14 protein-coding genes and 1 pseudogene are annotated in these 25,304 nt (G+C 71.2%); 7 read left to right on the top strand and 8 right to left on the bottom strand.

Features of this window, described 5'->3' with window-relative positions:
- Positions 1–58 precede the first annotated feature (58 nt).
- From DER29_RS16960 to DER29_RS34210, 5 genes are all read right to left on the bottom strand, one after another.
- Positions 59–1,060, bottom strand: a complete 1,002-nt coding sequence (locus DER29_RS16960) for a substrate-binding domain-containing protein (protein ID WP_121398206.1) — start codon at positions 1,058–1,060, stop codon at positions 59–61.
- A gap of 26 nt (positions 1,061–1,086) precedes the next feature.
- Positions 1,087–2,169 carry an ABC transporter permease gene (locus DER29_RS16955; protein ID WP_121398205.1) on the bottom strand — a complete coding sequence of 361 codons (1,083 nt, stop codon included), beginning with the start codon at positions 2,167–2,169 and terminating at the stop codon, positions 1,087–1,089.
- Positions 2,166–3,728, bottom strand: a complete 1,563-nt coding sequence (locus DER29_RS16950) for a sugar ABC transporter ATP-binding protein (RefSeq protein ID WP_121398204.1) — start codon at positions 3,726–3,728, stop codon at positions 2,166–2,168. The genes DER29_RS16955 and DER29_RS16950 overlap by 4 nt, the downstream gene beginning before the upstream one ends.
- Before the next feature lie 118 nt (positions 3,729–3,846).
- A complete protein-coding gene (locus DER29_RS16945; protein WP_121399289.1) occupies positions 3,847–5,970 on the bottom strand; it encodes a family 43 glycosylhydrolase in 2,124 nt (707 codons plus the stop codon).
- Positions 5,970–9,245: a DUF2961 domain-containing protein gene (locus DER29_RS34210; protein ID WP_158619045.1), complete on the bottom strand. Its 3,276-nt coding sequence runs from the start codon at positions 9,243–9,245 to the stop codon at positions 5,970–5,972. Before DER29_RS34210 ends, DER29_RS16945 begins: the two co-directional genes overlap by 1 nt.
- 295 nt (positions 9,246–9,540) lie before the next feature.
- Between DER29_RS34210 and DER29_RS16935 the strand changes: the two genes are divergently transcribed.
- The 4 genes from DER29_RS16935 to DER29_RS16915 all read left to right on the top strand — a co-directional run bounded on the left by DER29_RS16935 (position 9,541) and on the right by DER29_RS16915 (position 15,777).
- Positions 9,541–10,992 carry an FG-GAP-like repeat-containing protein gene (locus tag DER29_RS16935; protein WP_121398203.1) on the top strand — a complete coding sequence of 484 codons (1,452 nt, stop codon included), beginning with the start codon at positions 9,541–9,543 and terminating at the stop codon, positions 10,990–10,992.
- Positions 10,993–11,012: 20 nt separating this feature from the next.
- Positions 11,013–13,079: an N-acetylmuramoyl-L-alanine amidase gene (locus DER29_RS16930; RefSeq protein WP_121399288.1), complete on the top strand. Its 2,067-nt coding sequence runs from the start codon at positions 11,013–11,015 to the stop codon at positions 13,077–13,079.
- 75 nt (positions 13,080–13,154) lie between these two features.
- Positions 13,155–14,150, top strand: coding sequence for an alpha/beta hydrolase family protein (locus DER29_RS16925; protein ID WP_121398202.1), 996 nt, complete (start codon positions 13,155–13,157; stop codon positions 14,148–14,150).
- 106 nt (positions 14,151–14,256) lie between these two features.
- Positions 14,257–15,777 carry an FG-GAP-like repeat-containing protein gene (locus DER29_RS16915; RefSeq protein ID WP_370040088.1) on the top strand — a complete coding sequence of 507 codons (1,521 nt, stop codon included), beginning with the start codon at positions 14,257–14,259 and terminating at the stop codon, positions 15,775–15,777.
- 138 nt (positions 15,778–15,915) lie between these two features.
- On the opposite strand, the gene DER29_RS16910 is transcribed toward DER29_RS16915, so the two are convergent.
- The gene (locus DER29_RS16910) at positions 15,916–16,938 is read right to left on the bottom strand and encodes an aldo/keto reductase (RefSeq protein ID WP_121398201.1); all 1,023 of its coding nucleotides are present in this window, start codon (positions 16,936–16,938) and stop codon (positions 15,916–15,918) included.
- Positions 16,939–17,313: 375 nt separating this feature from the next.
- On the opposite strand from DER29_RS16910, the gene DER29_RS16905 reads away from it, so the two are divergent.
- Positions 17,314–17,778 carry an SRPBCC family protein gene (locus DER29_RS16905; RefSeq protein WP_121398200.1) on the top strand — a complete coding sequence of 155 codons (465 nt, stop codon included), beginning with the start codon at positions 17,314–17,316 and terminating at the stop codon, positions 17,776–17,778.
- Positions 17,779–17,853: 75 nt separating this feature from the next.
- Here the strand turns inward: DER29_RS16905 and DER29_RS16900 are convergent, their stop codons facing one another.
- Positions 17,854–18,627, bottom strand: coding sequence for an LmbU family transcriptional regulator (locus DER29_RS16900; protein ID WP_233599869.1), 774 nt, complete (start codon positions 18,625–18,627; stop codon positions 17,854–17,856).
- Positions 18,628–19,533: 906 nt separating this feature from the next.
- Here DER29_RS16900 and DER29_RS16895 point away from each other — a divergent pair.
- Positions 19,534–20,193, top strand: a complete 660-nt coding sequence (locus tag DER29_RS16895; RefSeq protein WP_121398199.1) for an FMN-binding negative transcriptional regulator — start codon at positions 19,534–19,536, stop codon at positions 20,191–20,193.
- 252 nt (positions 20,194–20,445) lie between these two features.
- Here the strand turns inward: DER29_RS16895 and DER29_RS16890 are convergent.
- Positions 20,446–23,646: pseudogene (locus DER29_RS16890) on the bottom strand (amino acid adenylation domain-containing protein); the annotation flags it as partial.
- A 302-nt stretch (positions 23,647–23,948) separates the two neighbouring features.
- Between DER29_RS16890 and DER29_RS16885 the strand changes: the two are divergent.
- A complete protein-coding gene (locus DER29_RS16885; protein ID WP_158619044.1) occupies positions 23,949–25,256 on the top strand; it encodes a cytochrome P450 in 1,308 nt (435 codons plus the stop codon).
- Positions 25,257–25,304 lie beyond the last annotated feature (48 nt).

Raw genomic sequence — 25,304 nt, 5'->3', positions numbered from 1 at the left:
GTCTCCCCCGATCTTCCAGGTCCGGGTCGTGGCCCGTGGGCCCGTGCCGGCTCGGCGGTCAGGCGACGCCACCGAGCTTCGCGTACGTCTCGGCGGCGTTCTCCCTGGTGATCTGCATCGTGTCGAGGGTGGTGGCACGCGGGACGTCCTTGTCGCAGTCGACCAGGATCCGGCGGGCGAGGTCGACGGCCTCCCGGCCGCCCGTGGCGTACTGGAAGGTCGCCGCGAGCCGGCCCTGCTCGACGGCCTTGATGCCGCCCGACGGCACCGGCAGCGCGTCGATGCCGGTGAACTTCACCTTCGTGTGCAACCCGGCCGCCTTCGCGGCCAGGTACGCGCCCTCGGCCATCGGGTCGTTGTGGGCGTAGACGGCGGCGGCGTCCGGGTGCGCCTTGAGCAGCGCGTCGGCCACCGACTGGCCCTTCTCCCGCAGCCAGTCCCCGGGCTGGGAGGCGACGACCTCGATCTTCGGGTTGCCCGCGATGCCCTCCCGGAAGCCCTGGGCGCGTTCGGCCGCCGGCGTGGAGCCGGGCAGCCCGGCGATCTCGATGACCTTGCCGCCGGCGGGCAGCAGCGTCCTGGCGTAGAACTCGCCGGCGGCCCTGCCGATGGCGACGTTGTCCCCGCCGATGAAGGCCGTGTACGCCTCGCCCTCCACCTTGCGGTCGAGCACGATCACCGGGACGCCCCGGTCGTACGCCTTGCGCACCACCGCGGTCAGCGGCTTGGCCTCGTTCGGCGAGATGATCAGCAGGTCGATCTTCTGGGTGAGGAAGTTCTCCACGTCGGCGACCTGCTTGCTGTTGTCCTGCGCCGCGTCGGAGACCACCACGCTGAACCCGGGGACGGACTTCGCCGCCGTCTGCACGTCGTTGTTCATGACCTGCCGGTAGGGCTCGGCGTTGTTGGCCTGCGACATGCCGATGAGGAAATCCTTGCCGGCGCCGCAGTTCGCGGCCGCGGCGTCGCCGCTGTCGGACGGCTTCTCCACGCTGCACGCGGTGGAGCTGACGAGCGCGCCGGTGCACAGCAGCGCGAGCAGGACGGTACGGGTGCGCATGATGACGCTCCTTGTTCGGTGGCGGTTCAGACGATGCTGCGGCGTAGCTTCTGCAGCCCGGCGGCGGCCACGATCACCAGTCCCTTGATCAGTAGCTGCACGTTGGCGTCGATGTTGTTGAGCGCGAGGATGTTGTTGAGGATGCCGAGCAGCAGCGCCCCGGCGAGCGTGCCGCCCATCGAGCCGGTGCCCCCGGCCAGGCTGGTGCCGCCGATGACCACCGCGGCGATGGCGTCCAGTTCGTAGCCGGCGCCGTCGTTGGGGCTGCCCTGGTTGAGCTGTCCGGCGTGGATGATGCCGGCCACCGCGGCGAGCAGGCCCGCGATCGCGAAGACCGCGACCTTCACCCGCAGCACGGGCACGCCCGAGAGCCGGGCGGCCTTCTCGTTGCCGCCGATGGCGTAGACGTGGCGGGCGAACGCCGTCTTGCGCAGCACGACGATCGCGGCCACGCCGATGCCGATGAACAGCACCGCCGGCACGGGCAGCACCCCGTTGACGGTGCCGTTGAGGATCTCGAACGCCGGGGGCGCCTCCTGCGGGCCGTCGCCGTAGGCGATCGGGATGCCGAGCCCGCCCGACCAGATCCGGGCGAGACCGCGCGCGACCTGGAGTCCCGCGAGGGTGACGATGAACGACTGGATGCCGAGCCGGGCCGTCGCGTAGCCCTGCAACGCACCGAAGAGGGCGCCGATAAGCAGGACGACGGTGACCGCGGGCAGGATGCCGAGCCCGGAGTCGACCATCAGCGTCGCGGTGCCGACGGCGGACAGGCCGAGGATGGCGCCGACGGAGAGGTCGATGCCGCCGAGCAGGACGACGAACGTCATGCCGATGGCGATGATCCCGATCTCGGACACCGCGCGGACGATGTTGCCGAGGTTCTCCGTGGACAGGAACAGGATCTCGCCGTTGCGGCGGGGCGACACGGCGATGGCCAGCACGAACACCAGCAGCAGCGCGAAGAGGCTCTGCACGGCGAAGAGCCGCTCGACGAGGTCGCCCCGGCCGCCGGGCCGCCGCCACCGGCCGGCGCCGGCCGCCGGGCCGCCGCCGGCCGGGGCGAGCGGCGTGCCGGGCCCCTGGTCCGGTGCGCGCAGGTGGGTCATCGGTCGTCCCTTCCGGCGGCCGTGCCGCCCATGGCCGCGGTCAGGATGTCCTCGCCGGTGCACCCGTCTGCCGGGAGTTCCGCGACGGCCCGCCCGCGCCGCAGGACCACGATCCGGTCGCAGACGCCGGTCAGCTCGGGCAGCTCCGACGAGGCGAGCAGGATGCCCATCCCGTCGTCGGCGAGCCGGCGCAGCAGCCGGTAGATCTCCGCCTTGGCGCCGACGTCGACCCCGCGGGTCGGCTCGTCGAGCAGCAGCAGGCGGGGGCGGGTGAGCAGGTGCCGGGCGAAGACGACTTTCTGCTGGTTGCCGCCGGAGAGCGAGCCGACCGGCGCGGCGGCCGACGACGTCTTGATCGCCAGGGCGGCGACCTGCTGGCGCACCGCGTCCCGCTCGCGTCCGTTGCGGACGATTCCGGCGGTGCTGAGCCGGCGCAGGGCGGCCAGCACGATGCTGCGGCCGACGGGATGTTCCAGCACCAGGGCGGAGCGGCGGCGGTCCTCCGGCACGAAGCCGACGCCGGCGCGCAGCGCGGACCGGGGGCCCCGCGGGGCGTACGGGCGGCCGGCGAGCCGGACCAGGCCGCTGCGGCGACCGGGCGGGCCGGCGCCGTACAGGGTCTCCAGCAGCTCGGTGCGGCCCGCCCCCATCAGGCCGGCCAGGCCGACGATCTCCCCGGCGCGGACGGTCAGGCTGACGCCGGCGGGTTCGCAGCGCCCGGGCCGGGTGCCTCGGGGCCGTACGGCGAGGTCGTCGACCTCCAGCACGGCCGGCCCGGCGGGGCTCGCCGGGGCGGCACCGCCGGATCCCGCGCCGAACAGCGTCTCCACCGGGCGGCCGACCATCAGCGTGATGATCTTCTGCCGGTCGGCGCGGTCCGGGCGCAGCGTGCCGGCCACCTCGCCGTTGCGCAGAACGGTGGCCCGGTCGGCGATGTGCTCGATCTCCTCGAGCCGGTGGGAGATGTAGACGACGGCCACGCCGCGCTCGCGCAGCGCGCGGATGGTGGACATCAGCCGCCGCACTTCGGCGTCGGCGAGCGCGGCGGTCGGCTCGTCCATGATGAGCACGCGGGCGTCGAGGGAGAGCGCCTTGGCGATCTCGACGAGTTGCTGCTCGCCGACGCGCAGCGAACCGACGGGCCGGCGCGGATCGATCTGCGCGCCGAGCGGGCCCAGCCAGTCCCGGGCGGCGCGGGTCATCGCCCGCCGGTCGAGCATCCGCAGCCGGGTGCGCGGTTCCCGGCCGAGCACGAGGTTCTCGGCCACGGAGAGCGCGGGCACCAGGTCGAGTTCCTGGTGGATGGTGGCGATGCCGGCGGCCTGGGCGGCGGCCGGGCCGGCGAAGCGCGTGGGCGCACCGCCGATCGAGATCTCCCCGTCGTAGTCGGTGACGACGCCGGAGAGGATGTTGATCAGGGTCGACTTGCCGGCCCCATTCTCCCCCAGCAGGGCGTGCACCTCGCCGGCGCGCAGGGTGAGGTCGACGCCGCGCAGGGCGTGCACGCCGCCGAAGCGCTTGGCGATGCCGGACATGGCGACGATCACCTGGTCGCTCATGCGGGCCTCCGAGGGGGATCGGAAATCGATTTCTGGCGAAACATAGAGGAGTGTCTAATTGCTGTCAAGGCCCCCGGTGCGGGCCGGGCCACCGCCCGACCCGCACCGGTACGGCCCCTCACGGCACGGCGTTGACGGCGGCGTGGACGTTCTCGGCGAACGCGGTGTCCCGCGCCGTCCCGCTGGCGGCGAACCGCCACGTCCCGCCCGGGTAAGACCCCGCCGGCCACGCGGTGCCCCCGTTGCGCCACAGCGGCTGCCAGGCCGCCATCGCGTGGCCGGCGTCGTACCAGGTGTTGTCGCCGCGCCACGCCGAGGCCCAGCGGTGCGCGGCCACGAGGGACAGACCCGCACCGGAGGTCATCGACCACGTCGGCATCCCCGGCACGTCCCCGCTCGGCCGGGCCGCCACGGCGGGATCACCGACCGCCGGCAGGGCACCGTCGACGTTGAACGCCACCTCCCACACCGGCGCGGTCGTCGGGCCGGTCACCGACCAGGTGACGTCGCTCTGCAACGCCGGCCCGGTCCAGCGCGGCGCCACCGTCAGCAGCCAGTCGGCGGTGACCGGCTCGTCGCCCATCCGCATGCCGACCAGGTTGATCCGGGAACCGTCGGCGGAGACGTCCACCCGGGCCGGCGGACCCGCCCGGTCCGTGACATCGAAGCGGCCGACCGCCAGGTAGGGCCCGGTCCCCCGGTGCGACGAGTCCAGCGCCGGCCGGTACGCCCCGCCGCCGGCCGGGTCGACCGCCAGGGACGCGATCCGGGTGTGCGGCCAGGTGCGCACGTCGGCGCGCAGGAATCCGGTGCTCACCTGGTAGCCGCGGGCGACGACCTGAGTGGACCAGGTCAGCGGGGCGAGCCACAGCCCGCCCTGGCCCCAGCCGGCGTGGCTCAGGTACCAGTTCCCCCCGTCCACCACGACCTCCGCGGCGTGCGCGTCGAGCACGGTCACCTTCTCCGCCCCGTCGAAGCGCAGGGGGTCGCGGCTGCGGTAGACGGCGGTGCGCCGGTACGCCGCGCCGTAGTCGGTGCCGTCGCAGCAGACGAAGAGGTACCACCAGTCCCCCCGGCGCACCACGAACGGCGACTCCGTCTGCCCCGCGGCCCGGCCGGTGTGCGGCGACGCGTACGCGACGCCCCGGCCGCTCCAGGTCCGCAGGTCGGTGCTGGTGCGGTAGGCGACCACGTGGTTGCCGCCCTGCGGGTCGGAGGTCGCCGTGTAGTACATGACCCAGCGGTCGCCGACCCGGGTCACCATCGGGTCGCGCCCCTCCCAGCCGTCGGTGAACAGCGGGTTGGCCGGGCTGCGGGTCCAGGTGAACAGGTCGGTCGAGGTGGCCAGGTGCATGCGGTAGTTCGCGTAGTCGGGGCTGCCGGCGGCGTAGAACATGTGGTAGACGCCCTGGTCGTAGACGACGTGGGGCGCCCAGATCCACTGTTCACCCCTCGCCGGGTCGGCCGTCAGCGCCGGTCGTTGCTTCGTCCACGGCCCGGTGGGCGTGGGCGCCGTGGCGTGGCCGAAGCTCTTCTCGTCCTGGGGCGCGCCGGGCTCCGCGTGGGCGATGGCGAAGGCGTGCCACAGCCCGGTCCGCTGGTCGCGCACGATCGTGTGGTCGTTGTAGTACCACGCCGTCGGCTCCCCCACGCCCGGGTCGTAGACCCGGGTCAGCGGCCCCCGCGCCGGCGTCTCGGCCACCGTCTCGTACGGCGTGGTGGTGACCGCCGCCAGCGGGCCGACGCGGCGCAGGGTGACCGTGTCCAGGCCGGCGAAGAAGCCGGTCGAGGACGCCGAGCGGCCGGTCGCGGTCACCGTCAGCCGGTGGGTGCCGGCGGTGAGCGAGGCCGACCCCAGCGGTACGGCCTCGACGCGCCGGACGGTCGGGGCGTAGCCGTCGAAGAGTTGACCGACGGCCACGCCGTCGACGGCGAAGCGCAGGGTGCCGTAGTCGGCGGCGCGGGTGAGCACGCCGCCGATGTCGTACTGCCCGGCCGGCACGGGCGGCAGCGACACGGTGACCGAGTCCCCCGCCCGGGCGGCGCGCAGCCACAGCTGGCGGCCGGCCGACCAGGCGACCCCGCAGCAGTTGGCCTGCGCCTCGACCGGGGCGGTGGACGAGGTCACCGCCAGCGACTCCGCCTCGGCCCGTACGACGTCCTCCGCGGCGGCCGGTCCGGCCGGGACGGTCACCAGGGCGGCGGCGAGCAGGAGCACCGCGAGCATCCGGGGCGCGCGCATCACGACACGCTCGGCCGGGGCAGGTCGGTGCCGGGCGCGAACTGGTCGTGCCACCGGACGCCGGCGCCGAAGCCGCCGCCGGTCGACAGCGCCACGTACGTGTCCGCTCTGGTTCCCCGGGTGTACGTCACCACGTCCGCCCTTCCGTCTCCGTTGAAGTCACCGATGCCGGGCATCTCGTCGCCCACCGCGAACCAGTCGTGCCACCTGCCGGCCTGCGCGACGAACCGCGTGCCGTCGGAGAGCGCCACGAACACGTCGCCGGTGGTGCCCCGGGTGAAGGTCACGACGTCGTCGCGCCCGTCGCCGTCGACGTCGCCCAGCGCCGGCAGCTGGTCGCCGAGCGCGAGCGAGTCGTGCCACTTCCAGCCGTCCTCGACGAACCGGGTGCCGTCGGAGAGGGAGACGAACGCGTCGCCGGTGGTGCCCCGGGTGAAGGTCACGACGTCGTCGCGCCCGTCGCCGTCGACGTCGCCCACCGTCGGCAGTTCGTCGCCGAGCGCGAAGTGGTCGTGCCACTTGACGCCGGGGCCGAAGCCACTGCCGGTCGACAGCGCCACGTACACGTCGCCGGCGCCGCCCCGGGTGAAGGTGATGATGTCCGTGCGCCCGTCGCCGTTGACGTCGCCGACCGCGGGGACCTCCGTACCGGTGGCGAAGAAGTCGTGCCACTTGGCCCCGGCCGCGTAGGTCGTGCCGGTGGAGAGTCCCACGTAGACGTCGGCGCTGTCGCCGCGGGTGAAGGTGATGATGTCGGCCCGCCCGTCGCCGTCGACGTCGCCGGTGAACGGGATCTCCTGGCCGACGGCGAAGTAGTCGTTCCAGGTCCGGGCGTCCGGCACGAACCTGGTGCCGTCCGACAGGGACGTGGTCACGTCGGCGGTGCTGCCCCGGGTGAACGCGACGGCGTCGTCGCGGCGGTCACCGTTGGCGTCGCTGGTGTTGCGGGTGCGGGTGGTGGCCGACACCTCGGCCGAGGGCGCGGAGCTGTTGCCGGCGCCGTCGACCGCGACGACCCGGTAGTGGCGGGTCTGTCCGGCCGGCAGCGGACCGTGCCGGAAGGTGGTCGTCCGGGTCGTGCCCACCAGGTTGGCGGGGGTGATCGCGACGCCGGGGTTGCGCGAGGCGTAGACCCGGTAGCTGGCGACTCCCACGTCGTCCGGCGACGCCGACCAGGACAGGCCGAGGGCGTGCGCCCGACCGCCGGCCAGGCCGAGCCCGGTGACCGCGCCCGGGGCGGTGGCGTCGAGGAACGGGGGAACCATGCTGTCGGCCTCGTACCGGGCCGCCGTCCAGGCCGGGGCGCCGGCCGCCGGGGTGAGGGTGACGGTGACCGTCGACCGTCCGGCGGTCAGCGCGGCCGGGAGGACGAACTCGTCGGCCGACCAGCGCTGCCGGTCGTTGCCCAGCGGTTGGCGCCACACCCCGGCCGGCCTGCCGTCGACCGACACGGCGACCTGCTGGTACGCGCCGGCCTGGTCGCCGTGCCGGCGCAGCCGTACGCCCTGGTTGGCGGGGTCGACGGCGAGCCGGAAGCTGGCGGCGCCGCCGGTGGCGCGGGCCTGGCCGGTGACGGCGACGTTGTCGTCGTCGCCCTCGTACGGGCTGGTCAGCGGGTACTGGGTCCCGGAGTCGGTGTACGCGTGCGCGGCACGGCTGGCCGCGTCGCCGGTGACCAGCGTGTCGGTGCGGCGCAGCGCGACGGTCGGCTGGGTGTAGAGGAAGGCGGTCGAGGCGTAGTTCGCCGGCATGTCGTTGGCGGGGCCGTGCTCGATGCCGAACCGCAGCGCCGTGGCGTAGGGCACCGCGTCGCCGATCATCAGCCGGTACATCGCGTCGCACTCGTCGGCGCAGCCGCCGGAGCGGAACAGGTGGGCGGTGTTGCCGGTGAAGACGCCGCTGTACTCGCCGCGGTTGAAGTACCACCCGGACTCGTAGAAGTCCTCGGTGCCGGTGCCGTAGATCTGCGGCGTGGGCGAGCCGTCGACGTGGACGCGCTCGTCGCCCTCCAGGTAGTTGCGGGTGTTCCCGCCGATGATGTGGCCGCGGGCGGTCTGGGACACGCCGACGAAGCGTCCCCGGCCGGCCTGCTCGGCGACGATCCAGTCGCTGCCCCCCACCGTCTCCGCGCGGCGGGACTGGGTGGTGAAGTAGCCGGCGACGCCGTCGGGGGCGAGGGCGCCGGTCCAGGCGGTGCCCGGCGCGGTGGTCACCTCCGCCTGGACGCCGTTGACGGGGGCGCCGGTGGTGTTGGTGACCGACACCGTCGCGGTGGAGCGGAACGGCATCGGCCACCAGGCGCTGTACCAGCCGCCCGGTGCGGGGTCCATGGCGAACATCAGGGAGCGGACGGAACGCTCGCCCAGGCCGGCGCCGAAGAACTCGCCCACCGGGCTGTCGACCGTGCTCCGCCCGTCGAAGGTGATCCGCAGCCGCAGGCCCGTCAACGTCGGGGCGGTGGCCGCGGCGTCGGGCAGCCGCAGCCGCAGCGCCGTGACCGCGGCGGGACCGGTGAGCGTGGCGAGTGTCGCCTGTCCGCCCGCCGGGACGTCGACCCGGGCGGTCCTGGTGCTCGCACCGGGCTGGCTCGGCTTCGGGTCGCGCTGGCCGGCGGCGCGCAGCTTCTCCACGACGTCGGTGGCGGGGTCGGTGGGGTCGAACGTGGACACCCCGACCGCGTCGGCGAACGTGCGGTAGGTGACGTGGTGGAAGAGCGGGTTGGACTGGGTGGTGATCCGCATGGACTCGCGGTAGGGCATGGGGACCTTGACGGTGACCCCGCCGGAGGTCTGGTCGGCGTTGGTGACCAGCGGGAACACGAACGGGTGGCCGAGGCCACCGTCGACGAGGTGCTGGAGGCTGGTGTCGACCACCGTGACGCCGTCGAGTTCGATGCGGATCCAGCCGGTGGCGCTGACGTTGCCGTCGTCGCGGGTGAACCAGATCGACTGCACCTCGCCGGCTCCGCGGTCCTCGGCGATGACACAGCCGCCGGACTGGCGCAGGCACGAGTAGGTGCCGACGAAGCCGTCGTCGTTGGAGCCGTCCCGGGCGAAGCTGGAGAACTGCCGGGTGCGGCTGCCGGCCGCCAGCTCGGGCAGCCGGTCGAGGCGGCGGTAGACGTCCCAGCCGACCGGGCCCTTGTCGTCGACGACGGCGAGCGCCCCGGCACCGCGCGGGGTCGGGGCGGGATCGGCGGCGTGCGCCGCCGTCGGGGGGATCATGGTCGCCAGCGCCGCGGCCAGAGCCAGCCAGCGGCGGAGGTGGGGCTTCATGGATGTCCCTCCAGGGTGACCGTCGGAGCCGCGAGAAATCGATTGCTCGGGAGTTAACCGGGGGACATCGCGAGATGTCAATACTTTACCGCCACCGCTCAGTTGCCGAAGGAAGACTCCAGGGCGCATTGACAGCCGTCGGGGTCCTGGCGATACTCCTCGGCAATCGATTTCCCACCGACGAGGAGGCTTCGACGCGGCGGCGCATCCGTCAGCCCCGGCGGCCCTCCTGGCGGCAGCGCACCTCCGTGGCGGAACCGCTCGCCGCACCGCTGACACCCCTCAGAGGAGCATCGTGAGACGTACCCCCCTCGCCCTGCTGGTCGGCCTCTGCACCGCGCTCGCGTCGGTCGTGGCGACCGCGCCGGCGCAGGCCGACGCTCCGATCGGCACGCTGGCCTGTTCCTCCATCCCCGCCAACCACGACCCCGCGATCAGCGTGATCGTCTACCGGGTCGCCCGTGCCCACAACGTCAACGACAAGGTCATGCTGTCCGCGTTCGAGGCCGGCTGGGTCGAGTCGCACATGAACAACCTGCCGTGCGGCGACAAGTCCTCGCTCGGGGTCTTCCAGCAACGGTGGGACTACGGCTGGGGCACGCCGGAGCAGATCATGGACCCGGTCTACGCCAGCACGCAGTACATCACCCGCGCGATCGTCTGCGACCGGAACAACCCCCGCTACACCGCCGGTCAGGTCGCCCAGTGTGTGCAGCGCTCCGGCTTCCCCGACCGCTACGACCAGGTGGCGACCAAGGCGCGGACCCTGCTCAACGAGGCGGTACGGACCCACGCCATCGCCGGCGGGTCCGCCACCGACGTCAGCGGCGACGGGCGCGACGACATCGTCAGCTTCACCCAGAACGCCCTCGCCGACGTCTACGTCAGCACGTCCACGGGCGCGGGCTTCGCCGGAACCTCGGTGAAGTGGAACGACTTCTTCTCCATCGGCGGCGAGACGGCCTCGACCGGCGACGTCGACGGCGACGGCAGGGACGACGTCGTCACCTTCGCGCACGGCAACACCGGCGACGTGTACGTGGCGCTGTCGAACGGCACCAGCTTCGGCGGCGGCCAGAAGTGGCACGACTGGTTCGCCCCCGGCGCGGAGATCGGCGCGGTCGGCGACGTCAACGGCGACGGCCGCGCCGACATCGTCGCCTTCACCCACAACGCGGCCGGCGACGTGTACGTGGCGCTGTCCACCGGGTCCTCGTTCGCCGGAACCGCCGTGAAGTGGCACGAGTACTTCTCCATCGCCGGCGAGTACCCGGCCCTGGGCGACGTCGACGGCGACGGCCGCGACGACATCATCACCTTCACCCAGGGCCCCAACACCGCCTCCGACGTCATCGTCGCCCTCTCCACCGGCAGCGCCTTCGGCGCCTCCCGGAAGTGGCACGACCTGTTCGCCGTGGGCGCCGAACTGCCCCGCGTCGGCGACGTCGACGGCGACGGCCGCGACGACATCGTCACCTTCACCTGCGACGCCAACGCCGACGTCTACGCCGCCACCTCCACCGGCACGTCGTTCGCCGGCACCACCGTCAAGTGGAACGACTTCTTCTGCCTCGCCGGCGAGTTCCCCTACCTCGCCGACGTCAACGGCGACGGCAAGGACGACATCGTCGTCTTCACCAAGGGCGCCACGAACGACGTCTACGTCGGACTCTCCACCGGCACCGGCTTCGGCGCCAGCGCCAAGTGGCACGACTTCTTCGGCCTCAACGGCGAGACCACCCTGTGACCCGCGGACGGGAGACCACCATGAGACCCAGCAGACTCTCCTGGCGCGGGGGCGCCGCCGCCGTCCTCGCGGCGGCGCTACTGAGCCCCGTCGCGCCGGCCACCGCCGCACCGGCCGGGCCCACCGGTCCGCTGGACACGGCCTTCACCCGGGCGGCCGGCGAGTTCGACGTGCCCAGGGACCTGCTGGTCGCCGTCGGCTACGGCGAGACCCGGCTCGACGGGCACGAGGGGCGGCCCAGCCAGGCCAACGGCTACGGCGTCATGCACCTGGTCAGCAATCCCCGGCAGCGCAGCCTGGAGCGGGCGGCCGAGCTTACCGGGCAGCCGGTGGCCGCCCTGAAGTCGGTGACCTCGGCCAACATCAGGGGTGGCGCGGCCCTCCTGCGGGACATCGCCGACGCCGAGCGGCTCACGGCCGCCGACCGGGACCGGCTCTCCGCCTGGTATCCGGTGGTCGCGCGGTACGCGCACGCCGCCGACGACGCGACGGCCCGCCTGTACGCCGACCACGTCTACGACCTCCTGCGCGACGGCATCACCGCGGCCTCCGTGCGGGTCGCGCCCCGGCGGGTGCAGCCGGAACTCGGCCGCTACGCCCGCGTCGCCCCCGCCGGGACGGCCGCACCGGCCGCCCTCGCCGCGGCGGTGCCGGAGTACGCGCCGGCCCGGTGGATCTCGGCGTACGGCGGCAACTACGCGGCGGGTCGCTCCTCGCGGATCACCACGGTCGTGGTGCACGTGACCCAGGGCTCGTACGCCGGCACGGTGAGCTGGTTCCAGAACCCGTCGGCGGGAGTGAGCGCGCACTACGTGGTGAAGTCGAGCAACGGCGAGATCACCCAGATGGTGCGCGAGGGCGACACCGCCTACCACGCGCGGTCGGCCAACCCGTACTCGGTGGGCATCGAGCACGAGGGCTACGTCGACAACCCGAGCTGGTTCACCGAGTCCATGTACCGCTCGTCGGCCGCGCTGACCCGCTACCTCTGCGACAAGTACGGCCTGCCGAAGAACCGCACCGCCATCAGGGGCCACCACGAGCTGCCGGGCAACGACCACACCGATCCCGGTCCCCACTGGAACTGGAACCACTACATCTCGCTGGTCAACGCCGGTGGCGGCTCCGGCGGCCGGTATCTGGCGGGTTCGCCGACGGACTTCACCGGCGACGGCCGCGACGACATCGTCGCCTTCACCCAGGGCACCCTCAACGACGTCTACGTCTCCACCTCCACCGGCACCAACTTCGCCGGCACCTCCGTCAAATGGAACGACTTCTTCGGCCTCAACGGCGAAACACTGCTCACCGGAGACTTCAACGGCGACAACCGCGACGACATCGTCGCCTTCACCCACGGCACCCTCGCCGACGTCCACGTCTCACTCTCCACCGGCACCGGCTTCACCACCAGCACCAAATGGCACGACTGGTTCGCCCCCCACAACGAAGTCGCCGCAGTCGGCGACGTCAACGGCGACGGCCGCGACGACATCATCACCTTCACCCACGACACCAACGCCGACGTCTACGTGGCACTCTCCACGGGCTCGTCATTCACCGGAACCGCCGTGAAGTGGCACGACTACTTCTCCATCCCCGGCGAACACCCCGCCCTCGGCGACGTCAACGGCGACGGCAAAGACGACATCATCACCTTCACTCAAGGCCCCAACACCGCCTCCGACGTCATCATCGCCCTCTCCACCGGCACCACCTTCGGCCCACCCCAAAAATGGCACGACCTCTTCGCCGTCGGCACCGAACAACCCCGCGTCGGCGACATCAACGGCGACGGCCGCGACGACATCGTCACCTTCACCTGCAACACCAACGCCGACGTCTACGCCGCCACCTCCACCGGCACATCCTTCGCCGGCACCACCATCAAATGGCACGACTTCTTCTGCCTCAACGGCGAATTCCCCTACCTCGCCGACGTCAACGGCGACAACAAAGACGACATCATCGTCTTCACCAAAGGCACCACCAACGACGTCTACGTCGGACTCTCCACCGGCACCACCTTCAACCCCAGCACCAAATGGCACGACTTCTTCGGCCTCAACGGCGAAACCACCCTCTGAACCGTCCCGCGTAGACAGCAAGCTCCGCGCCACAGTTCTCGTCCGCCCGGCGTGGCTTCACCCGATGGAGGATCCATGGACAACACCCCTGCCGCCCGCCGGCCCGTCAGCCGTCGACGGCTCCTGACCGGCGCCGCGGGAGTCGCCGCCGCCGGCACGTTCGCCGGCGCCCTCGCCGCACCGCTGCCCGCGTCCGCAGCCCGCGACGGCCACGGCCTGCGCATCGTCGACCGCAACGAGAACGGTGGCCGCCTGCAGTACTACCGGTTCGCCACCGATGCCATCGAGTGGGACCCGGCGGTCAACGTCCTGCTGCCCGACGGCTACCACACCAGCGGCAAGCGCTACCCGGTGCTGTACCTGCTGCACGGCGGGGCGGCCGACTTCCGGACCTTCCACATGCAGGACAACATCATCAACCTGACCGCCGGCAGGGAGATCATCGTCGTCATGCCGGACGCCTCCACCGGCTGGTACTCGAACCCGGTCCACAGCAACACCGGTCCCCGCAACTGGGAGACCTTCCACATCGCGCAGCTGCTGCCCTGGATCGAGTCGAACTTCCGCACCTTCCCCGAGTACAACGGCCGCGCCGTCGCCGGCTTCTCGATGGGCGGGTTCGGCGCCCTGAAGTACACCGCGAAGTACTACGGCCACTTCTGCTCGGTCAGTTCCCACTCCGGACCGGCCAGCCTGCGCCGCGACTTCGGCCTCGTCGTGCACTGGGCCAACACCACCTCGGCCGCGATGGACCTCGGCGGCGGCACCGTCTACGGCGCGCCGCTGTGGGACGAGGCGCGGGTCACCGCCGACAACCCGGTCCAGCGCATCGAGAGCTACCGCAACAAGCGCATCTTCCTGGTCGCCGGCACCTCGCCCGACCCGATCAACTGGTTCGACTACGTCAACGAGACGCAGGTGCTGGCCGGTCAGCGCGAATTCCGGGCGGCCCTGGGCCGGGCCGGCATTCCGCACGAGTGGCGCGAGCTCCCCGGCGGCCACTACTTCCGGCACGAGATCTTCGTCCAGGATCTCAACGGGATGCTCGGACGCCTGCGCCGCGCCGGCTGACCCTCGTCGTACGACGCGCCGCCGCCGCGGAGACCCGTCGCGGCCGGCGGCGCGTCGTCGTTACCTCGCCCAGCCCATCCGAGCCTTCCCTGACGGGAGTCACCCCATGTCACGGCATTTGAGGACCGGGGCGCGTCGCGTCCTGGCCGCCCTGCTCACCCTGGCGGTGGGCGTCCTGACCGGCGCGGTGGCGACATCGTCCCCCGCGCTCGCCGCACCGAACTTCAAGGCCCCGTTCCCGTGCGGGCAGCGGTGGACCTACGACCACCACAGCGCCGAGGTCCGGCAGGCCCTGGACTTCGTGCGGGCCGACGGAGGTGCCACCGCGGGCACGCCACAGGTCGCCTCGGCGGCGGGCGTCGCCCGGCGGTACTCGCAGCCCAGCGGCGCCGGCAACTACATCGTCATCGACCACGGCGGCGGTTGGACCACCTACTACTTCCACCTCAGCACCTACTCCGTGCCCGACGGGGCGTACGTGCAGCAGGGCCAGCAGATCGGCACCACGGGCAGCACCGGCAACTCGTCGGGGCCGCACATCCACTACGAACAGCTCTACAACGGCGTGGGACAGACGATCGTGATCAACGGGACGTCGCTGGCGCCGTATCCCGGCCAGTACCACCAGAAGTACCTGGTCAGCGACAACTGCGGTACGTCGCCGACGGGTGGCCGGTATCTGGCGGGTTCGCCGACGGACTTCACCGGCGACGGCCGCGACGACATCGTCGCCTTCACCCAGGGCACCCTCAACGACGTCTACGTCTCCACCTCCACCGGCACCAACTTCGCCGGCACCTCCGTCAAATGGAACGACTTCTTCGGCCTCAACGGCGAAACACTGCTCACCGGAGACTTCAACGGCGACAACCGCGACGACATCGTCGCCTTCACCCACGGCACCCTCGCCGACGTCCACGTCTCACTCTCCACCGGCACCGGCTTCACCACCAGCACCAAATGGCACGACTGGTTCGCCCCCCACAACGAAGTCGCCGCAGTCGGCGACGTCAACGGCGACGGCCGCGACGACATCATCACCTTCACCCACGACACCAACGCCGACGTCTACGTGGCACTCTCCACGGGCTCGTCATTCACCGGAACCGCCGTGAAGTGGCACGACTACTTCTCCATCCCCGGCGAACACCCCGCCCTCGGCGACGTCAACGGCGACGGCAAAGACGACATCATCACCTTCACCCAAGGCCCCAACACCGCCTCCGACGTCATCATCGCCCTCTCCACCGGCACCACCTTCGGCCCACCCCAAAAATGGCACGACCTCTTCGCCGTCGGCACCGAACAACCCCGCGTCGGCGACATCAACGGCGACGGCCGCGACGACATCGTCACCTTCACCTGCAACACCAACGCCGACGTCTACGCCGCCACCTCCACCGGCACATCCTTCGCCGGCACCACCATCAAATGGCACGACTTCTTCTGCCTCAACGGCGAATTCCCCTACCTCGCCGACGTCAACGGCGACAACAAAGACGACATCATCGTCTTCACCAAAGGCACCACCAACGACGTCTACGTCGGACTCTCCACCGGCACCACCTTCAACCCCAGCACCAAATGGCACGACTTCTTCGGCCTCAACGGCGAAACCACCCTCTGAACCACGGAATCCCGTCGTCCCCGCCGTGGCTGTGATCACGGCGGGGACGATCGACATGCGGCCTTGTCCGGGCCCACGGTGACGAGCGTCGCCGGTCCCGTCAGGAGCGGACCGCCGCCGACGACATGACGCCTCCGGTCAGGCGCTCCAGCTTCCCGTACGCGGGTGGCTCGGCCCGGAGCCGATGCCCTCCTGTCGGATCACGGCCGCGATCCTGTCAAGATCCGCAGCCGACAATCGCACCGTCGCCGCCGCCCGCCAGTCCGCTATCTGCTCGGGTCGACGCGCTCCGACAATGGCGCCGGTCACGCCACGGCACTCCAGCACCCACGCGATGGCCACGGCGCTGGTGCTGACGCCGTGCGCGGCGGCGACATCCGCCAGGGTGCGGGTCAGCCGCATCGTCTTCTCCAGTCCGTGCCCCCGGAAACCGGGGTCGCGGGACCGCCAGTCGCTGGGCGGCAGGGCAGCGGCTCGCTCGGGCGTGAACGTCCCGGTCAACAGCCCGGAACCCAACGCGCCGTAGGTGATGACCCCCACGCTGTGCGACGCACACCAACCGATCTCCTCCGCAGCGCCTCGCGCAAGAGCGGAGAACGGCGGCTGGAACGAATCCACCGGCGCGACGTCGTGCGCCCGCTGGAGTTCGTCGAGGCGGTGGTTCGACAGCCCCGCCGCCCGTATCTTGCCCTTCTGACGCAGGTCGGCAAGGGTCTGCCAGTACTCCTCCAGCGGAGTTCCATCTGTGGCGGGCCAGTGCATCTGGTACAGGTCGATGCAGTCGAGCCGGAGCCGACGGAGAGACTCGTCCAGTTCACGCTCGATGCTCTGTCGCCGGCCGGCGACGGTGCCCGGCTCGGCGTCTCCACCCCACACCACGCCGCACTTCGTGAACACGTACGGGCGGACATCCTCGGGGAGATCGGCGAGCGCCTCACCCACCAGCTCCTCCGCCTGCCCAAGGCCGTAGACCGGTGCCGTGTCGAGCCAGTTCAGGCCCCCGTGTTCCACCGCGTACCGGATGGTGGCGATCGCCTCCGAGGCGTCCTGCGGCCCCCAGCCGAAGGCCCAGCCGTCACCGCCGAGCGCCCAGGTGCCGAGACCGAGCCGGGTGACGGTAAGCGGGGATGAACCGAGTCGTACCGATGGCAGCGTCGTCATGGTGCGTCCTCCGGGATCGGCGGAAGTGACAGGCGGGCGAAGGCGCGGAGCGGTACCGCTCCGGCGGTGTGCCGGGCCGGGCCAATGCCGGGCCGGCTCGTGCGCCGCCGCCCGGTAGGACGATGTGCGACGCTTCACCGGCGGCGCCCGGATCTCTATCGGGCATAGTTACGCATCGTTTCGAAGAATGCAATTCCTGCCGCTGCGGCAATTTCCGGGAAGGGGCGGCGGAAACTGTCACCCACCATAAAGGCGACAGTGCCGCGAAGCCGTCGCGACAGGCCTCCTTGGCAGGCTTGGAGCGTCCAGCGGGTTTCGCACCGAGGAGACGGGACGAAACGCGGCATCGACCTTCCGGAGCCGAGGAGTGAGGGCGTGGAGTTCATCGCCGAGCCAGACCGACAGAGCATTGTGATCAGGCGCGTCTTCGACGCCCCCCGCCACCTGGTCTTCAAGGCGTGCACGGAGCCGGACCTGCTCGTCCGCTGGTGGGGGTCGAGCGATTTCGAGAACAGCGTGGACCGGATGGACGTCCGGCCGGGCGGCACCTACCGGTACGTCAGCCGCGACGGCCGCGGAACCGAATTCGCTATTGGCGGCGTCTACCACGATGTCGTCGCACCTGAGCGGATAGTGCAGACATTCCAGTTCGAAGGCATGCCCGGCCAGGTGCAGCTCGAGACGATCACCTTCGAAGAGGTCGAGGGCGGCACCCGGTACGAGGCGGTGTGCATCTTCCAGTCGGTGGGACAACGGGATGACGCGGTGCGGTACGGAATGGAGGCGGAAACGCACGGCAGCATGGACCGGCTGGCCCGGGTGGTGGCGAGCCTCCGTTGAGGGCCCGGCATTCGGTGCGCGACCGTCGCGGCGGCCCGCCGACCCGGCGCCGGTGTCCCGCCGGCGGGACATGGGCTACAACCGCAGCAGAGACGAGCCTGCGACCTGCCCCGGCGGCGCGGACCCGCCAGGCAGCCCGGGCCGGCCGTGGTCGGCCGAGGGTGCCAGGGACCCGTCACCGGTGGTGCCCGTGCCCAGAGCCCGCTCGGCGGCCTGGTCGAGCGTCGTCACGATCCACGAGGCCAGATCGCTGCTCGCATGCTCGGCGGCGAGTCGCCAGCATTCGAGGCGGGCCTCCTCCACCTGCACACGCGGCAGGGCCGACCCCGTGGGCTGGCTGGACGTCCCCCGCCCGCGCGCCTGCTGGACGTGCCGGCGCAGTTGGTTCCGAGACCATCCGCGCTCCTCGGCACGGTCCAACCAGACGTCCTGCTCGGCAGGGGGCAGCGAGGCCACTTCCGCGTGGTGCTGGAAGCTCAGGTTCTCCCGCCGCCTGGCCGACTCGAACTTGCGTGCGACCCAGGCGTAGTTGCGCAGCGTCTGGTAGTCGAGGCCGATCCTCTCGACCGTCTTGGCGTACCTGCCCTCGTACTTGTCCTGTCCGTAGACCAACCAGTCGCCGAGGCACCAGGCGAACGAGTCGACCAGACCGGAGAGCTTCGGCCCCGCCTCCGCCCACTGCTCGAACGTGATCCCCGACGGGAATCGCAGGCCCACCCGGGTCGTCAGGATCTGGCCGTGGCCGTGCGCCGACGTCTCCTGCTGCTCCTCCTCGCCCAGGAGTGGGCTCGCGGGCTGCCTGACGAGATGCCGCGAACTGAGTGCCGTCTGCCTGGGTACACGCTTCACCCTGTTCCCCTTCGCGGGAGTGCTGAACTCGGATTCGTGACCTACCGCCGCCGCGCTACTCGATCACCAGAATGACATATGACCGCCCCACTAGATATCGACTACGACTGCAGGGAAATCCCCGTCGTTCACGCGTCATTCATGGGCCGGACAGATCGGGCCTCAGGGCACCGAAGGCCTGCCCTTGAATCGATCTGGCGGCTCCGGCAATCAACCCCGGGCCGGACGACAATCGCGACATGCTACGCCAGGAACGACCATCACGGCGCCATGACCGAACGAACGCGACGCCGCATTGCCTGGCTTTCAAGACCCACAATTAGTCTTCCGTGACACATGCGCTGCCCCCGTGACAATGAGCAATCTCCAGCCAAACACCTAACCGGTGCCGCAACATCAACCGTAACGCCTGCCGGTCGGGATATCAAGATCGACAGATGGCGATACGTGGAACTTGCACCGCCGAACGCTATGGCCAACCATCACTTCGAGGAGAGGTCCGACGGTCGCCACGAACCCCTCATCCTGCACGTGTATCGGCAGGGTACGGGCCACCTCGCGGCCCTGGCCCACGTCAGTGGCGCCGCGCGACAGCAGCCAGAGACGCAGCCGCACACCGCAATCGCAGCCGTCAGGCATTGGAGGGATATAGGAACCACTCCCGTTTCGGACGCGCCCACTCCACGCCGATAACCCGCTGGGCCGCTTGACAATGCCTCCAGGACCGGGAGATCGTTGGCGCTGGCGGTTCATTCCGCCCTCATCGCGGCGTACGCCATTCAAGGCCTCGCGTGCGGGTCGTGCGCGACGACGGCGTGTCGCGGAATTCGATGCGGCCGACAGGGCCAGCTCGGGGCGCCGAATAGTTCGACGAACGAAGCCGCCACCAGACATGACAGGAATGACATGTACGTTCCGGAACAATACCAGGCGGAAGATCCGTCCTGGACGTGGGAGCTGATCGATTCCCATCCCCTGGCCACGCTGATAACCGCGACCGATGGTGTACCGCTGGCCAGCCATGTGCCGACCATCAGGCGACCCGCCCCGGAGCGCGCCGACGGCACCGCCCCGGCGGACTCGCAATCGATTCTCGTGGGGCACATGAACCGCCTGAACCCACAGTGGGCGGCGATCGGGGCCGGTTGTCCGGCACTGCTGGTCTACACCGGGCCCGACCGCTACGTCTCCCCCACCGTCTACGGCGTCACCCCGGCGGCTCCGACGTGGAACTTCACCGCCGTTCACGTCGACGGTTGGCTGTCGCCGCTACCGCCTGGCGAACCGACGCTGGCGGTGATCCGGTCCACCGTGGAGGCCCTCGAGAAGCGGCACGGCACGGGCTGGGACATGACGGCGTCGCTGGACTACTTCGATCGCCTGCTTCCCGGTGTAGGCGCGTTCGAACTGCGGGTGGACCGGGTCGATGCGATGTTCAAGCTGAGCCAGGAACAGGCGCCGGACGTCCGCGATCGGGTCGCGGCCGACATCGTGACCACCGACTGCGGCCACCACCGGGAACTCGCCCGCCTGATGGCACGGGCGGCCGGACGCGACAAGCCCTGACCGGGCCGGTCCGCCGGTGGCGCGGAGCATTTGGCGCACGGAAATGGCGGCCGGCCGACCCGGCGCGCGGGCCGGCGAGCGCCCACCCGCCGACCCGCCGCCGTCTGCCAACTCCGGGGCACGTGCCGGGGCAGGCCTGGCGGCCCGCCCCGGCACCCGCCACACCGCTCAGGAGACCCCGACGGCGGCGTTCGGCGTGGATTGCGGTTCCCGGTCCGCATCCGCGAGAACCGTGTCGATCTCGTGTGCCAGTTCCGCGACGGTCGCCGCCTCGAACAACGACCGCAGCGGCAGGTCGACCCCGAGCGTCTCCCGCAGCCGGTACACCACGCGGGTCACCATCAGTGAGTGGCCCCCGAGACCGAAGAAGTTGTCTCTCCGGCCGATCCTCGCGATGTCGAGCACCTCGCCCCAGATGTCTGCGACGGCCTTCTCGGTGCCGGTTGCCGGCGCGACGTACCCGTCGACCGGGTCCAGGTCCGGCAACGGAAGCCGCTTGCGGTCGATCTTGCCGGAGGCGGTGCGGGGAAACTCGTCCAGCACGAGAATCAATCCCGGCAGCATGTAGTCGGGCAGGTCGGCGCGGAGCGCGCCGCGCACCGCCTCAGGGGTCAGCTCGCGCCCCGGGCGGGGCGTGACGTACCCGATCAGTCGAGGCGCCTCGGGCACCGACGTGTCACAGACCACGGCTGCCTCCCCGACCGTCGGCAGGGCGGCCAGGCACGACTCGATCTCGCCGGGCTCGATGCGGTATCCGTGGATCTTGACCTGGAAGTCGATCCGGCCGGCGAACTCCAGGATCCCGTCCGGCCGCCACCGCGCCCGGTCACCGGTGCGGTAGAGGCGTTCACCCGTGCCGTTGCCGAACGGGTCGGGGACGAACGCCGCCGCCGTCAGGTCGGGTCGGCCCAGGTAACCACGGGCGATGCCGGCGCCGCCGACATAGACCTCGCCGTAGGCTCCGACCGGTACCGGCCGCATCGCGGTGTCCAGCACGTACACCCGGAGGTTGTCGATGGGGCGTCCCATCGGGGCCTGGTCCGGCCAGTCGTCGGTGGGATGGGTGAGCCGGTTGAGCGTGACGACGTTGGCCTCCGTCTGTCCGTAGTGGTTGTCGAGAACCGCTTCGGGAAGGGCGGCGAACATCTGTCGCACCGACGGGCCGATGCGCTGCCGGTCACCGGTGGTGGCCACGTCCCGCAGCGACACGAACTGCTCGGGGTGCTGATCGGCGTGCCGGGCGAGATGTTCGACGACGACGGTCGGAAGCACCGTGGCGGTGACCCGGTGCGCCTCGATGAGCCGGCCCAGCGCCGGAATGTCGCGCCGGACCTCCTCCGGCACGACGACAAGCGTGCCGCCGGTCCACCAGGCAAGCATGACCTCCAACAGGTAGGTGTCCGGGCTCATGGAGTAGAACTGGAGCACCCGCGGCTGCCCGCGGTAGCACCGGACGATCCAGTTCATCATGTTCAGCTTGGAGCGGTGGGTCATCATGATGCCCTTGGGGCGTCCGGTGGAGCCGGAGGTGTAGACCACGTACAACAGGTTGTCCACGTCGGCGCGTCGCGGCGGGTTGTCGGCCGGCCGTTCCGCGATCCGCTGCCAGAGCGCCTCGTCGAGACAGAGCACCGCTGTCGCCACGCCGCCGTCCGGTTCCGCCGCCGCGCCGACGCCAGCACCGGCCCCCACCGGCCCGCCCGTGACCAGGTCCGCCGTCTCCGGGTCGGTCAGCACCAGCGAGGCACGCGAGTCGTGGACCAGGAACCTCAGCCGCGACGGCGGATCCGACGGGTCCAGCGGGACGTAGGCGCCGCCGGACTTGATGATGGCCAGGACGGTGATCAGCGCACGGGTGCCGCGCGGCAGGCAGACGCCCACCACCGCCTCCGGTCCCACCCCGGACTCGCACAGGTACCAGGCCAGCCTGTTCGCCTCGGCATTGAGCTGCCGGTAGGTGAGCTGCTCACCGCCGGACACGACCGCCACCCGGTCCGGGTACGCCTCGACCTGACGCTCCACGTGCTCGGAGACGGTGCGGGCGGCGGGTGCGGGAACCGTCGGCCCGGTGCCCCAGTCGTTCAGCAGCGCCCGCTCCGCGTCGGTGATGGGCACCAGTTCGGAGATCCGCGTGCGTGGCGCCGCCACGGCGGAGGCGACCAGCGCCGCGTACTGGTGCGCGAAGTGCTCCATGGTCGCCTGTTCGAAGAGGTCCCGGGCGAAGATGACCCGCCCGAGCATCCCGCCGTCCGGCGTTTCGAACACGTGCAGCTCGACATCGAAACGCGTGGTGACGGTCCCGCTGCGGAACTCCTCGACCGCCAGGTCCGGCAGGTCCAGTTCGCCGCGCTCGACACCGGTCCCGGTGCTCAGCAGACCGAACAGGATCTGGACCACCGGGTTGCGGCTCAGGTCGCGGGCCGGCGCGAGGTCCTCGACGATCCGGTCGAACGGAACGGCCTGGCGCGCGTACGCCTCGAGTGCGGTGTCCCGGACCCGCTCGACGAGCTCGGTGAACGTCGGATCGCCGGTGAGGTCGATGCGGAACGGCAGGGTGTTGGCGAAGAAGCCCACGGCGCCGCGCAGTTCCGGCTCGAGCCGGCCGTACACGGGTGACCCCACCAGCAGGTCCGACACGCCCGCCAGCTTCGACAGCAGGAGTCCGTAGGCGGCCAGGGTGACCATGAACGGGGTCACACCGCTCTCGGCGCACAGGGCCCGGACTCCGCCTGCGACCTCGTCGGCGATGGGGAAGGTGAACTCTCCCGCCGCTGCGGACGGCACGGCGGGCCGGCGGCGGTCGGGCGGCAGTTCCAGGGTGATCGGGGCGTCCGCCAGATGGCGTTGCCAGTACTCGAGCTGTTCCGCCATCTCACGGTCACCGATCTGGGCGTGCTGACGCAGCGCGTAGTCGGCGTACTGGACCGGCGGCTTCTCCGGTGGCGGCGAAGACCCCCGCGAGTACGCCCGGTACGCCGCTGTCAGCTCCTCCGTGAGCACCACCAGGGACCAGCCGTCGAACACGGCGTGGTGGGCGGTGCACAGCAGGACATGATCCTCGTCGGCGAGGCGAAGCAGCGCGACCCGGAACAGCGGCCCGGCGCTCAGGCTGAAGGGCGTGTCCACCTCGGCGGCCGCCAACCACCGCGCCGACGCCTCCGGATCGTCCGCGTCGCGGAGGTCGATGAGCCGCAACTCGCCGCCGCCCGCGGTGATCACCTGGTACGGCTCACCGTCGACCGTCTCGATACGGGTGCGTAGGACCTCGTGCCGGTCGACGACATGCTTCACGGCCCGCCCCAGGGCGTCGCGGTCGAGCCGGCCCCGGATCCGGTACCCGAACGGGATGTTGTACGCCGTGCGTCCGGGAAGTAGGCGGTCGATGAACCAGAGTCGACGCTGGGCGTAGGAGAGCGGCGCGCGACGGTGTTCGGTACGAGTGGGATCGGTCATGACCCTCCGATCGAAGTTCCTGCCGACGTTCCGGCGCGGATGCCGGGCAGCGTGGCCCTGGACCCGCGGCCACCCGGCCAGCCGCTGGCACGTCCCCGGCTGATGCCGACGCCTCACCGGGACGTCCCGGCGGTCAGCGACTGTCGCGATTCTCGTGATCCGGTATGTCACGGGGCTTTCAATCCGCCGTCGGCGTCCCACGTCGGGCCGCGCGGACACGCCGGCGGGCCTGGGTGGGACCGGACCGCACCGCTCGAGCCGGACAGCGCGCGGACAGCGCCCCGACAGGCTCCGTTGCCAGGATGCAGACGGAACGCTTGCTCTCGTCGGTGTGGAAGGCGGCCAGCATGGCGCACGTGGAGTTGCCGGAGTTCGTCAGCCGCGAAGGCCGGGGCGACCCGGACCCGTACCGGCACTTCGACTGGATGCGGTCCACCATGCCGGTGGGCCCGGTGGTCGGGCCGGACGGTGAGGGCACCGCCTGGTTCGTGACCTCGTACGAGCACGCACGGGCCTGCCTGGCCGATCCACGGCTGAGCAACGAACGGCGCAACTCGGCTACCGCCACCGAGGGTGAGGACGAGGACGAGGGCGATCTGCTCGGCAAGGACCCGCCGCAGCACACCCGGCTCCGCAAGCTGGTGAGCCCCGTCCTGAGCCGCGGTGCGGTCGCGCGGCTCCGCCCCCGCATCACGGAGGTGTGCTCCTCGCTCATCGACGCGTTCGCCGCACGCGGCACCGCCGACCTCGTCGCCGAGTACGCGTGGCCGATCCCGTGGGCGGTGGTGCACGAGCTCCTCGGCATCCCGGAGTCGGAGCGGATGTCCGCCAGCCGGTGCATCGACCGCTTCCTCGTCGCCGGGTACCACGAACAGCAGCGCCGGGGACGTCCGACACCGGCGACGGACGAGTTGATGGGCTACGTCCGGCAACTCATCGCCTACAAGCGCCGGCACCGCGGCGACGACCTCGCCACGGTCATGATCGACGGCTTCGACCGCAATGAGATCCACAGCGAGGCCGAACTCGAAGGCATGCTCTACGTGATACTCGGCGCCGGGCAGGTGAGTACCGGTCCCATGATCGCCGCCGCGGTGCTGCGACTCCTCGAGGATCCGTCACACCTGGTCAGGCTCCGCGCCCGGGAGACGAACTGGCGGCTCGTCGTGGAGGAGTCACTGCGCTACGACGCACCGGTGCAGACCTCCGTCGGCCGCTACGCGCTGACCGACCTGGAGCTCGGGGGCGTACGCATCGCCAAGGGCGACAAGGTGATCGTCTCGCTCGCCGCCGCCAACCGGGATCCGGCGCGTTTCGCCGACGCCGCGCTGTTCCACCCCGATGCCGGGCGTCCCTCGCACCTGGCCTTCGGGCACGGCATCCACCTCTGTGTGGGCGCGCCTCTGGCCAGGTTGGAGGGCGAGATCTGCCTGCGCGTGCTCTTCGATCGGCTGCCCTCGCTGCGGCTCGCCGCACCGGCCGGGAACACGGCGTGGGTGCTGGGGCCCGAGCTGCGCAGCCCCCGCGAGATCACGGTGCTCTTCGACGCGCAGGGAGCCGCACCGTCGCGTCCGCAGACGCGCGCGTCCCACGCGCCCGAGGCACCGTAGGGTCCCGCCCGACGGCACCGGGCGCCCCCGGCCGGCCCATGAGGGGCC

Source organism: Micromonospora sp. M71_S20 (assembly GCF_003664255.1).
GTDB lineage: Bacteria > Actinomycetota > Actinomycetes > Mycobacteriales > Micromonosporaceae > Micromonospora.
This window is presented reverse-complemented; position numbering and strand designations above follow the sequence as displayed.